12 protein-coding genes are annotated in these 12447 nt (G+C 73.7%); all 12 read left to right on the top strand.

Features of this window, described 5'->3' with window-relative positions; all coding sequences use genetic code 11:
* The first annotated feature begins 108 nt into the window (after positions 1–108).
* Positions 109–420, top strand: a complete 312-nt coding sequence (locus tag ACFV0Q_RS29010) for a (2Fe-2S)-binding protein (RefSeq protein ID WP_385009320.1) — start codon at positions 109–111, stop codon at positions 418–420.
* Positions 401–1903, top strand: coding sequence for an NAD(P)/FAD-dependent oxidoreductase (locus tag ACFV0Q_RS29005; RefSeq protein WP_385009319.1), 1503 nt, complete (start codon positions 401–403; stop codon positions 1901–1903). The genes ACFV0Q_RS29010 and ACFV0Q_RS29005 overlap by 20 nt, the downstream gene beginning before the upstream one ends.
* Positions 1904–1979: 76 nt before the next feature.
* Positions 1980–2906 carry a dihydrodipicolinate synthase family protein gene (locus ACFV0Q_RS29000; protein WP_385009318.1) on the top strand — a complete coding sequence of 309 codons (927 nt, stop codon included), beginning with the start codon at positions 1980–1982 and terminating at the stop codon, positions 2904–2906.
* A 54-nt stretch (positions 2907–2960) separates the two neighbouring features.
* Positions 2961–3965 (top strand): proline racemase family protein, encoded by a 1005-nt coding sequence (locus tag ACFV0Q_RS28995; protein WP_385009317.1) that lies wholly within the window; start codon positions 2961–2963, stop codon positions 3963–3965.
* On the top strand, positions 3962–4990 hold the full coding sequence (locus ACFV0Q_RS28990; protein ID WP_385009316.1) for a proline racemase family protein: 1029 nt from the start codon (positions 3962–3964) through the stop codon (positions 4988–4990). Before ACFV0Q_RS28995 ends, ACFV0Q_RS28990 begins: the two co-directional genes overlap by 4 nt.
* Before the next feature lie 59 nt (positions 4991–5049).
* The gene (locus ACFV0Q_RS28985) at positions 5050–5967 is read left to right on the top strand and encodes an ornithine cyclodeaminase family protein (RefSeq protein ID WP_385009321.1); all 918 of its coding nucleotides are present in this window, start codon (positions 5050–5052) and stop codon (positions 5965–5967) included.
* Positions 5968–6023: 56 nt separating this feature from the next.
* Positions 6024–6734, top strand: coding sequence for a GntR family transcriptional regulator (locus ACFV0Q_RS28980; RefSeq protein ID WP_385009315.1), 711 nt, complete (start codon positions 6024–6026; stop codon positions 6732–6734).
* 189 nt (positions 6735–6923) lie between these two features.
* Entirely contained in the window at positions 6924–8669 is a 1746-nt protein-coding gene (locus tag ACFV0Q_RS28975) for an ABC transporter substrate-binding protein (RefSeq protein WP_385009314.1), read from the top strand.
* A gap of 22 nt (positions 8670–8691) precedes the next feature.
* On the top strand, positions 8692–9693 hold the full coding sequence (locus ACFV0Q_RS28970; protein ID WP_385009313.1) for an ABC transporter permease: 1002 nt from the start codon (positions 8692–8694) through the stop codon (positions 9691–9693).
* Positions 9690–10676, top strand: a complete 987-nt coding sequence (locus tag ACFV0Q_RS28965; RefSeq protein ID WP_385009312.1) for an ABC transporter permease — start codon at positions 9690–9692, stop codon at positions 10674–10676. The genes ACFV0Q_RS28970 and ACFV0Q_RS28965 overlap by 4 nt, the downstream gene beginning before the upstream one ends.
* Positions 10676–11680 carry an ABC transporter ATP-binding protein gene (locus ACFV0Q_RS28960; RefSeq protein ID WP_385009311.1) on the top strand — a complete coding sequence of 335 codons (1005 nt, stop codon included), beginning with the start codon at positions 10676–10678 and terminating at the stop codon, positions 11678–11680. Before ACFV0Q_RS28965 ends, ACFV0Q_RS28960 begins: the two co-directional genes overlap by 1 nt.
* Positions 11677–12447 (top strand): ABC transporter ATP-binding protein (locus tag ACFV0Q_RS28955; protein ID WP_385009310.1); only part of this gene is annotated, 771 nt, incomplete at its 3' end. The genes ACFV0Q_RS28960 and ACFV0Q_RS28955, both read left to right, overlap by 4 nt.

Below are 12447 nucleotides of genomic sequence, written 5' to 3'. Positions count from 1 at the left end.
CCCGCCGGGAAGGCCGCGACCCCCCGACCCCACCCCCAGCCCCCGCAGGGGCAACGCCCACGACCCCGCCCGCCCAAGGCGGCGAAGACCCCCCGAGGAGCACCCCCGATGCGCAGCCCCCGCGAGCTGGTCGGCGGCACCCCGACGGCCACGTTCCCGGTCGCCTTCGACGGCCGCGAACTCCCCGCCCAGGAGGGCCAGAGCATCGCGGCCGTCCTGTGGGCCGCCGGGATCCTCGCCTGGCGCACCACCCGCGAAGGCGGCGCCCCCCGAGGGGCGTTCTGCGGGATCGGCGCCTGCTACGACTGCCTCGTCACCGTCAACGGCCGCCCGAACCAACGCGCGTGCCTGGTCCCGGCCCGCCCCGGAGACGCCGTCACCACCCAGGAGGGCACCGGCCATGCCGACCTCGCCGTCTGACCCGGCCGGCCACGCCCCGGCGGACCCCACCGACCTCGCGGTCGTGGGCGCCGGCCCCGCCGGCCTCGCCGCCGCCGTCACCGCCGCCCGGCTGGGCCTCCGCGTCACCCTCCTCGACGCGGGGGAGCGCCCCGGCGGCCAGTTCTACCGCCACCCCGCACCCGGCCTCGGCGCGACCCGCCCCCAGGCCCTGCACCACGACTGGCAGGCCTTCGCCACCCGCGAAGCCGCCCTCCGCGCCCACGTGTCGGCGGGCCGGATCCGCTACCTCCCCTTCCACCACGTGTGGACGGTGGTCCCGGCCGGCGGCGGCGAAGACGGCGACAGCGGCTGGACCCTGCACGCCGTAGCCGGCCCCGAGGAGACCGCGGCGACCGTCACCGCCCGGGCCGTCCTCCTCGCCACCGGCGCCTACGAGCGCCAACTTCCCTTCCCCGGCTGGACCCTGCCCGGCGTGATCGGCGCCGGCGGGGCGCAGGCCATGCTCAAGGGCGGGCTCGTCCTGCCCGGCCGCCGCGTCGTCGTGGCCGGGAGCGGACCGCTGCTGCTCGCGGTGGCCGGCTCCCTCGCCGCCGCCGGAGCCACCGTCCCCGCCGTCGTCGAGGCCGCCTCGTACACCGCGTACGCCCCCCAGGTCCCCGCCCTGCTGCGCAACCCGGCGAAACTCGCCGAAGGCGCCGTGTACGGGAGCGCGTTGCTGCGCCACGGCATCCGGCTCCTGACCCGGCACGCCGTGACGCAGGCGCACGGGCGGGGCCGGGTGGAGGCCGTCACCGTCGCCCGCCTCGACCGGGACTGGCGCCCGCTGCCCGGCACCGCCCGCCGGATCCCCTGTGACGCCGTCGCCGTGGGCCACGGGCTCGTGCCCCAGCTGGAACTGGCGACCGGCCTCGGCTGCGCCACCCTGCGCGCCCCGGACGGCACGGTCGCCCTGGAACTGGACGCGGCGCAGCGCACCTCCGTACCCGGGATCTGGTCCGCGGGCGAGACCGGCGGCATCGGCGGCGCCCAGCTGGCCCTGACCGAGGGGGAGATCGCGGCCCACGCCATCGCGGCTCACGCCCAAGCGGCCCACGCCATCGCCGCCCTGCCCGCCCCGCCGTCACTTGCCCGGAGCCGCGCCCGGCTGCGCGCCTTCGCGGGGGCGATGGCCGCCGCCCACCGCCCCGGCGCGGGGTGGACGGGCTGGCTGCCTGACGAGGCCGTCGTGTGCCGCTGCGAGGAGGTCCCGGCGGGCCGGGTCCGCGAGGCCGTCGGCGAACTCGGCGCGCGGGACGCCCGTACGGTCAAGCTGCTCACCCGGGCCGGGATGGGCTGGTGCCAGGGCCGGATGTGCGGCCCGGCCGTCGCCGCCCTGGCCGGCGAAGAGCCCGCGCCCGACCGGCGCCCGCTGTCCTGCCCGGTCCCGCTGCGCCACCTCGCGGAACTGCCCGACCGGCCGCAGGCGGACCCGAACGCCGAACTTCCCCCGACCGCCCGCTGATCCGGTCCCTCCGGGCCCTTGTGTCCACCTCACACCCACCAGTAAAATGTCACACACCACACTAGGGAGTCTGCTCATGAACCACGCGCCCACCCCCGCGCCCCGCCCCGACGCCCGCACCCGCCCCTGGCACGGCATCATGGTCGCCACCGCGCTGCCGCTGCGGGAGGACCTCAGCGTCGACTACGACGCCTACGCCGAACACGTGGCCTGGCTGATCGCCGAGGGCTGCGACGGCGTGGTCCCCAACGGCTCCCTCGGCGAGTACCAGACCCTCACCGACGAGGAGCGCGCCCGCGTCGTCCGCACCGCCGTCGAGGCCGCCGGGGACGGCGCCCGCGTCATGCCCGGCGTCGCCGCGTACGGCAGCGCCGAGGCCCGCCGCTGGGCCGAACAGGCCGCCGAGGCGGGCGCCGGCTCGGTCCTGCTCCTGCCCCCCAACGCCTTCCGCGCCGACGAGGCGACCGTCCGCGCCCACTACGCCGACGTCGCCGGCGCCGGGCTGCCCGTGGTCGCGTACAACAACCCCATCGACACCAAGGTGGACCTGACCCCGCAGCTGCTCGCCCGGCTGCACGCCGACGGCAGCATCGTCGCCGTCAAGGAGTTCAGCGGGGACGTCCGCCGCGCCTACGAGATCGCCGAGCTCGCGCCGGGCCTCGACCTGCTCATCGGCGCCGACGACGTCCTGCTCGAACTGGCCCTCGCGGGCGCGGTCGGCTGGATCGCCGGCTACCCCAACGCCCTGCCGCGGTCCTGCGCCACCCTCTACCGGGCCGCCGTCGCGGGCGAGGTCGCCACCGCCCTGCCGCTGTACAAGTCCCTGCACTCCCTGCTGCGCTGGGACTCCAAGACCGAGTTCGTCCAGGCCATCAAGCTCTCCATGGACCTGGCCGGCCGCCCCGGCGGCGCCACCCGCCCGCCCCGCTTCCCGCTCACGGGCGAGATCGAGGCCGCGGTGCGCGCCGCCACCGAGAAGGCCCTCGCCGAAGGCCTCAACTAGCCACCGCCCCGGCCCGCCCGCCCGGGCAGGCCCAGCCCCCAGGGAGAGGGACCCATGCGCACGCGCCACGTCTACCACGCGGTGGACTCGCACACCGAGGGCATGCCGACCCGGGTGATCACCGGGGGAGTGGGGGTGATCCCCGGCGCCACCATGGCCGAGAAACGGCTCCACTTCATGGAGCACACGGACCACGTCCGCACCCTGCTCATGTACGAGCCCCGCGGCCACGCGGCCATGAGCGGCGCCATCCTCCAGCCGCCCACCCGGCCCGACGCCGACTTCGGAGTCCTCTACATCGAGGTGTCGGGCCTGCTGCCCATGTGCGGGCACGGGACGATCGGGGTGGCCACCGTCCTGGTGGAGACCGGCATGGTCCCGGTGACCGAGCCGGTCACCACGGTCCGGCTCGACACCCCGGCGGGGCTGGTCAGCGTGGACGTACGGGTCGAGGACGGCGCGGCCACCGCCGTCACCCTCACCAACGTCCCCTCCTTCAGCGTCGGCCTCGACCTGAAGGCCGAGGTCCCCGGCTTCGGCACGGTCACCTACGACCTCGCCTACGGCGGAAACTTCTACGCCTTCGTCGAACTGGACGCCCTCGGGCTCCCCTTCGACCGCGCCCGCAAGGACGAGCTGATCACCGCCGGGCTCGCGATCATGGACGCGATCAACGGCTCCGGGGACCGGCCCGTCCACCCCGAGAACCCCTCCATCGCCGGGGTCAAGCACGTCTACCTCGCCGCCCCCGGCTCCGACGCCCGCCGCTCCCGGCACGCGATGGCCATCCACCCCGGCTGGTTCGACCGCTCGCCCTGCGGTACGGGAACCAGCGCGCGCATGGCCCAGCTGCACGCCCGCGGCCTGCTGGAGATCGGCGCCGACTTCGTCAACGAGTCCTTCATCGGCACCGAGTTCACCGGCCGCCTCACCGCCGAGACCACGGTCGGCGGCCTCCCCGCCGTCATCCCCACCGTCACCGGCCGGGCCTGGATCACCGGCACCGCCCAGTACTTCCTCGACCCGACCGACCCCTTCCCCGGAGGGTTCCTGCTGTGATCGGCGTCCGCACCACCGACTACCACACGGCGGGGGAGCCCTTCCGGATCGTCGACCTCACCGGCGCGGCCGCGCCCGGACTCCCGTCGGCGCCCGGGGACACCGTCGCCGAGCGCTGCGCCACCGCCATCGGCCCCGGGGGCTCGGGGACCGCGCCGAGGCGGGGCGCGCTGGACGACGTACGGCGCCTGCTCGTGCAGGAGCCGCGCGGGCACGCCGGGATGTACGGGGGGTTCGTGGTCCCGCCGGACGACGACGGGGCCCACTTCGGGGTGCTGTTCTGGCACAAGGACGGCTACTCCACCGCCTGCGGCCACGGCACGATGGCGCTCGGCGTCTGGGCGGTGGACACGGGCCGCGTCCCGGCGCCGGACGACGGGGACGTCCAGGTGCGGATCGACGTCCCGTCGGGCCGGGTCACCGCCACCGTCCACCGCGACGCGGGCCGCACCACGGGGGTCACCTTCCGCAACGTCCCGGCCCGGGTGGCCGCCCGCAAGGTCCCGGTGGCCACCACCCTCGGTCTCGCGGAGGTGGACATCGCCCACGCCGGGGCCTGTTACGCCTCCGTCGCCGCCCGGGACCTCGGCCTCGACGTCTCCCGCGCCGCGCTGCCCGCGCTGGTGCGGGCCGGGCAGGAGATCCGGGCCGCGCTGGCCACCCACCCCGCGACCTGGCACCCGGACGGGCCGCTGCTGTCCGGGGTGTACGGGGTCGTCCTGTACGAGGAGCTGGCCGACACCCCCTTCGGGCCCCACCAGCGCAACGTCACCGTCTTCGCCGACGGGCAGACCGACCGCAGCCCCTGCGGCTCCGGCACCTCCGCCCGGCTCGCCCTGCTGGCGCAGGACGGACGCCTCGGGACCGGGGAGGACCTGCTGCACGAGTCGGTGGCGGGCACGGTGTTCACCGGACGGATCCTGGAGGGCGCGGTCACCGAGGTCACCGGCACCGCCTACCGCACCGGCGAGCACACCTTCACCGTCGACCCGCACGACGCCCTGGGCGTGGGGTTCCTCCTGTGACGGCCCTCCCGGCGGCCGGCCCGCCCGCCCCCGCCCTCCCGCAGTTCGGCCCCGAACGGATGGCCGGGCTCCTCACCCCCGCCCGGGCCGCCGACGCCCTGGCCGACGCGCTGCGCGCCGGGCTCGACCCCGAGGGCTGCCCCCAGCGCGTCGCCCTCCCCGTACCCGGCGGCGAACTGCTCCTCATGCCCGCCGCGTCGCGGGAGTACGCCGGGGCGAAGATCGCCGGGGTCGCCCCGGGCAACCCGGCTCGCGGGCTGCCCCGGATCACCGGCAGCTACCTGCTCCTCGACGGCCCCACCCTGACCCCGCTGGCCCTCCTCGACGGGGCGGCCCTGACCGCCCTGCGCACCCCGGCGGTGTCCGCGCTCGCCCTGCGGTACCTGGCCCCGGCCGGGCCGGCGGGGCGGCTGGTGCTGTTCGGCTCCGGGCCCCAGGCGTACGGCCACCTCGAAGCGGTGCTCGCGGAGCGGGCTCCGGCCGAGGCGGTGATCGTGGCCCGGAACCCCGAGGGGGCGCGCGAGCTGGCCGCGTACGCCCGTACCCGGGGCCTGGCGGCACGCACCGGCAGCCCCGGGGACGTGGCCGGCGCGGACCTGGTCGTCTGCTGCACCACGGCCCGCGAACCCCTCTTCGACGGTCGGCTGGTGGCCCCGGGGGCGCTGGTCGTCGCCGTCGGCTCGCACGAGCCGGACGCCCGCGAGACCGACACGGCCCTCGTGCGACGCGCGGCCGTGTACGTGGAGTCGCGCGCGGCGGCGCTGCGCGAGGCGGGGGACCTGCTGATCCCGGAGGCGGAGGGCGCCATCGGTCCCGGTCATATCAGCGGAACGCTCGCCGACCTGGTCTCCGGCCGGATTCCGCGGGGAGGGCGGCCGAGTTGTCCACAGCTCTTCAAGAGCGTGGGCATGGCCTGGGAGGATCTCGCTGTGGCGGTCGCGCTGTTCAGGGCCGCCGGGGCGAACAGCGCAACGTGACATTGTACGCTGTTCCTCTGCTCGTCGGCAGTGTCGGGGGTCTCGGAGGAAAAGCAATGGGTGACCTGAAACAGCACAGTCTCATCAAGGCCCAGGAACGGCTCCGCGATCAGGTCGGCCACGCCCTGCGGGCAGCGCTCATCGCGGGCGAGCTGCGCCCCGGAAGCGTCTACTCGGCCCCCGGCCTCGCCTCCGAACTCGGCGTCTCCGCCACGCCGGTGCGCGAGGCCATGCTCGACCTCGCCCGCGAGGGCCTGGTCGAGCCGGTCCGCAACAAGGGGTTCCGGATCACCGAGGTCAGCGAGCGCGACCTCGACCAGTACACCGAACTGCGCACGATGATCGAGGTCCCGACCATCGGCCGGATCACGAAGATCGCCACGGCCGGGCAGCTGGAGGCCCTGCGCCCCATCGCCGAGGAGATCGTCACCAGCGCCCGCGAGCACAACCTCATCGGCTACCTGGAGGCCGACCGCCGCTTCCACCTGAGCCTGCTCGCCCTCGCGGGCAACGACCGCCTGGTCGAGACCGTCGGCGACCTGCGCAAGCGCTCCCGCCTCTACGGACTGACGGGCCTGGACGAGGCCGGCAAGCTGGTCTCCTCCGCCGAGGAGCACATCGAACTCCTCGACGTGATGCTCACCGGAGACTCCGAGGCCGCCGAGGCCTGCATGCACCGCCACCTCGGCCACGTCCGCTCCCTGTGGGCCCAGGGCCGCGACGAACCGGTCGGCCGCACCCCGGGAGGCCTCGGCTCCGGCCTGTAGCCCCACCCTCCCGCTTCCCCGACCCGTTGGGCGGCACCGGCCCGTGTGGCAGGTGCCGCCCAACTGCGTTTTCACGTACGGGATTTGGACACGGCTGGATAACGGCGCCGCCAACCCCTTGTCAGTACAATTTCACATTACTATGTTACCGGTCACATCCTAAAGCGCGGCCCTTCACTGGAGTGACCCATGACCAAGCGCACCCAACTCGCCCTCGCCACCGCCGTGGTGGCCGCTCTCGCACTCGGTGCCACGGGCTGCTCCGACCCCAAGAAGGGCTCGAACGCCGGACCCTCCGCGGCCAACCCGGCCGCCGCGAACGACGGAAAGGTCCTCGGCGGCACCGCCGTCAAGGGCGGCACCCTCACCGTCCTGTCCAACCAGGACTTCTCCCACCTCGACCCGGCCCGCAACTGGGTGCTGCCGACGATGGACTTCGGGACCCGGCTGCTCTACCGCACGCTCGTCACCTTCAAGGCCGAGCCCGGCAAGGCCGGCAGCGAGCTGGTCCCCGACCTCGCCACCGACCTCGGCACCCCCTCCAACGGCGGCAAGACCTGGACCTTCACCCTCAAGGAGGGCGTGAAGTACGAGGACGGCTCGCCCATCAAGGCCCAGGACGTCAAGTACAACGTCGAGCGCTCCTTCGCCCCCGACCTCACCGGTGGCCCCGACTACGCCGCCCAGTACCTGGCGGGCACCGAGGGCTACAAGGGCCCCCTGCAGGGCCGGCACCTCGACTCCGTCAAGACCCCCGACGACCGCACGATCGTCTTCGAACTGAAGCGCCCGGTCGCCGAGTTCTCCGCGACCGCCACGCTCCCCACCTTCTCGCCCGTCCCGCAGTCCCAGGAGAAGGGCACCCAGTACGACTCCCGTCCGTTCTCCTCCGGCCCGTACAAGATCGAGTCCTACGACCGCGACAAGAAGCTCGTCCTGGTCCGCAACGAGCACTGGGACGCGAAGACCGACAGCGTGCGCAAGGCCTACCCCGACAAGTTCGTCGTGGTCATGGGCCTCAAGGGCGGCCAGATCGACGACCGCATCATCGCCGGGGAGGCCGCCGACGCCTCCACCGTCCAGTACGCCGACATGCGGCCCGAGAGCGCCCCCAAGGTGCTGCCCAAGCCGGACGTCAAGTCCCGCCTGATCGCGGAGTCCAAGGGCTGTACCGAGATGCTGTTCCTGAACAACTCCCGCGCCCCCTTCGACGACCCCAAGGTCCGCGAGGCCGTGCAGTACGCCGTCGACAAGGAGGCCGTCATCACCGCGAACGGCGGTCCGGCCCTCAACGAGATCGCCACCGCCTACCTGCCCCCGGCCCTGTCCGGCGGCAAGCAGGCGGACACGCTCAAGATCGCCCCGGCGGGCGACCCGGCCAAGGCCAAGGAACTCCTCAAGGCCGCCGGCAAGGAGAAGCTCAAGGTCTCGCTCTCCGTCTCCACCGGCGACAAGGGCGTCGCCGAGGCCCTCCAGCAGGGCCTGTCCCGCGCGGGCATCGAGGTCGTCATCGACACCGTCGACCCGGGCGCGTACTACGACGTGATCGGCGACCTCTCCACCACCCCCGACATGACCTTCACCGGCTGGTGCCCCGACTACCCCTCCGGTTCCACCTGGATGCCCTTCGTCTTCGACGGACGCACCATCAAGGACAAGGGCAACCAGGGCAACTACAGCCAGTTCCGCGACGAGGCGACCATGAAGCGGATCGACGAGATCAACAACATGGCCGACGCGAAGCAGGCCAACCAGGCCTGGATCGACCTGGACGCGGAGCTCATGAAGAAGGCCCCGTCCATCCCGGTCCTGCTGGAGCGCAAGCCGCTCCTCGTCGGCCCCAACATCGCGGGCGCCTTCGGCCACCCCGCGTGGACCGGAGAGATCGACTACGCGACGGTCGGCCTCAAGGACCCCTCGAAGAGCCAGGGCTGAGGATCCGGAGGCCAGCGACACCATGACCACCACCGCACCGGGCGGCACCGGACCCGGCGCCCCCGGACCGGCCACCGCCCGCCCCGCCGCCCCGGACCCGGCCGCACCGGCCAAGGGCGTGGCGCCCGGCAGCAGCCCCTGGCAGCTCGCCCGGCGGGAACTGCGCCGCCGCCCCGCCGTCCGCGTCAGCCTCGGCGTCGTCCTGCTCTTCGTCCTGATGGCCCTGGCCGCCCCCTGGCTGGGCGCCCTCGGCGGCTGGTCCCCGGACGCGTTCGACAAGGCCGCCATCGACCCCTACCTCGGCGGGCAGCCCCTCGGCTCCCTCGGCGGGATCAGCCCCGAGCACTGGCTCGGCGTCGAACCCGTCACCGGCCGCGACCTGTTCGCCCGCGTCGTCCACGGCGCCCAGGTCTCCCTCCTGATCGCCTTCGCCGCCACCGCCATCGTCGTCCTGGCGGGCACCGCCGCCGGGATCGCCGCCGGCTACTTCGGCGGCCGCACCGACGCCGTCCTGTCCCGCCTGATGGACCTGACGATGTCCTTCCCCAGCCTCATCTTCATGATCGCGATGCTGTCGGTGGCCAAGGACGTCAACCGGATCGTCCTGATGACCGCCGTCATCGGCCTCTTCGGCTGGCCGGGCGTCGCCCGCGTCGTCCGCGGCCAGACCCTCTCCCTCAAACACCGCGAGTACGTCGACGCCGCCCGCGTCGGCGGCGCGAGCTCCTGGCGGATCCTCACCCGCGACATCCTCCCGGGCGTCTCGGGCCCGGTCATCGCCTACACGACCCTCCTCATCCCCGGCATGATCAGCACCGAGGCGGCCCTCAGCTACCTCGGCGTGGGCGTCCGGCCGCCCACCCCCTCGTGGGGCCAGATGATCGCCGAGTCCGTGGCCTTCTACGAGACCGACCCCATGTACTTCGTCATCCCGAGCGTCTTCCTCTTCCTCGCGGTGCTCGCCTTCACCCTCCTCGGTGACGCCCTGCGCGACATCCTCGACCCGAGGGGCGGCCGCACGTGATCCTCTACCTCGTCCGCCGGCTGCTCGCCCTGGCCGGGGTCCTCCTGGCCATCGCCGCCGTCACCTTCCTCATCTTCTACGTCCTGCCCTCGGACCCCGCCGCCGCGGCCTGCGGCAAGACGTGCAGCGCCGAACGCCTCGCCGACGTACGGGCCTACCTGGGCCTCGACCAGCCCGTCTGGCGCCAGTTCCTCGACTTCCTCACCGGCATCTTCACCGGCCGCACCCTCGGCACCGGCCAGTACGCCGTCCAGTGCGACTTCCCCTGCCTGGGCTACTCGTACGAGAACTCCCTGCCCGTCTGGGACCTCCTCATGGACCGGCTGCCCGTCTCCGCCTCCCTCGCCGTCGGCGCCGCCGCCCTCTGGCTCGTCCTCGGCCTCGGCGCCGGCGTCACCGCCGCCCTGCGCAAGGACACCGCCACCGACAAGGCCCTCATGGTCGGCGCCGTCGCCGCCGCGTCCCTGCCGGTCTACTTCACCTCCGTCATGCTGATCTACGGGGTGATCCGCATCGCGGGGCTCCTGCCGTACCCCTCCTACCAGGCCCTCACCGACGACCCGCTCGGCTGGGCCTCGAACCTGCTGCTCCCCTGGACGGCGCTCGCCCTGCTCTACGCCGCCATGTACGCCCGCCAGAGCCGCGGCTCGATGATCGAAGCGATGGCCGAGCCGTACATCCGTACCGCCCGCGCCAAGGGCATGCCCGAGCGCACCGTCGTGGTCAAGCACGGGCTGCGCTCCGGGATGACCCCGATCCTCACCATCTTCGGCATGGACCTCGGCGGGCTGCTCGCCGGAGCCGTGATCACCGAGTCCATCTTCGGACTCCCGGGCATCGGCAGGCTGTTCTACGGCGCCCTCGTCGCCTCGGACCAGCCCGTCGTCCTCGGGGTCACCCTGCTCGCCGCCTTCTTCATCGTCGTCGCGAACCTCGCCGTCGACCTCCTGTACGCCGTCGTCGACCCGAGGGTGAGGTACTGATGGCCGCCGCACCACCCCTGCTCGAAGTGCGCGATCTGCGCGTCACGTTCACCACCCCGCGCGGCACCGTACGCGCCGTCGACTCACTCGGCTTCACCGTCGAGGCCGGACGCACCCTCGGCATCGTCGGCGAATCCGGCTCCGGCAAGTCCGTCACCTCCCTCGCCGTCATGGGCCTGCACCGGGCCGGCGCCGAGGTCACCGGATCCGTCGCCCTCGCCGGAAGGGAACTCACCGGGCTCTCCGAGAAGGAGCTGTCCACGGTGCGCGGCCGCAGGATGGCCATGATCTTCCAGGATCCGCTGTCCAGCCTGCACCCCTACTACACCGTCGGCGAGCAGATCGCCGAGCACTTCCGGGTGCACTTCAAGGCCGGGCGGGCCGCCGCGCGCAAGCGGGCCGTCGACATGCTCGGCGAGGTCGGCATCCCCGAACCGGCCCGCCGGGCCGGCGAGTACCCGCACCAGTTCTCCGGCGGCATGCGCCAGCGCGCCATGATCGCCATGGCCCTGGCCTGCGAACCCGACCTGCTCATCGCCGACGAGCCGACCACCGCCCTCGACGTCACCGTCCAGGCCCAGATCCTGGAGCTGCTCGCCCGCCTCCAGCAGGAGCGCGGCCTCGGCGTCGTGATGATCACCCACGACCTGGGGGTGGTGGCCCGGGTCGCCCACGAGGTGCTCGTCATGTACGGCGGCCGCGCCGCCGAACAGGCCCCCGCCGACGAACTGTTCGCGGAGCCCGCCCACCCCTACACCCGGGGCCTGCTCGACTCCCTGCCCCGCCTCGACACCGCGGACGACGTGCCCCTGCCCTCCATCCCCGGCTCCCCGCCCTCCCTGCTGGCCCCCGCCCCCGGCTGCGCCTTCGCCCCCCGCTGCGTCCGCGCCGCCGACCGCTGCACCGGGGAGCGACCGGCGTTCGTACCGTACGGGGACGGGCCGCGGCGCGCGGTGGCCTGCCACTTCGCGGGAGTCCGCAGCCCCGAGGAGGCGGCCCGATGACCGGCACCGACACCACCGCCCGGCCCCTGCTGTCCGTACGGGACCTGACCATGACCTTCCCCGGCAGACGCTCGCTGACCGGCCGCCGCGGCGCGCCCGTCAGGGCCGTCGACGGGGTCTCCTTCGACCTGGCCGCGGGCCAGACCCTCGGCCTGGTGGGGGAGTCGGGCTGCGGCAAGTCCACCACCGGCCGGATGCTGGTGCGGCTGCTGCAGCCCACCTCCGGCAGCGTGGAGTTCGAGGGCAAGGACATCAGCCGGCTCTCCCAGGGCGCACTGCGACCGCTGCGCAGGAACATCCAGATGGTCTTCCAGGACCCGCACTCCTCCCTCAACCCCCGCCAGACCGTGGCCCGGATCATCTCCGACCCGCTGCTGGTCCAGGGCTGGAGCGCGGGGGACGCCCGCCGCCGGGCCGCCGACCTGATGGAGCTGACCGGGCTGATCCCCGAGCACATCGACCGCTACCCGCACGAGTTCTCCGGCGGCCAGGCGCAGCGCATCGGCATCGCCCGCTCGCTGGCCACCAACCCCCGGCTGGTCGTCGCGGACGAACCGGTCTCGGCCCTCGACGTCTCCGTCCAGGCGCAGATCGTCAACCTGATGGAACGGCTGCGCACCGAACTGGGCCTGGCCTACGTGTTCATCGCGCACGACCTCTCGGTCGTCAAACGGGTCAGCGACCGGGTCGCCGTCATGTACCTCGGCCGGATCGTCGAGATCGGGGACAAGAAGTCCCTCTACGAGAACCCGCAGCACCCCTACACC

It is taken from the genome of Streptomyces sp. NPDC059564 (assembly GCF_042735575.1).
Lineage (GTDB): Bacteria > Actinomycetota > Actinomycetes > Streptomycetales > Streptomycetaceae > Streptomyces.
This window is presented reverse-complemented; position numbering and strand designations above follow the sequence as displayed.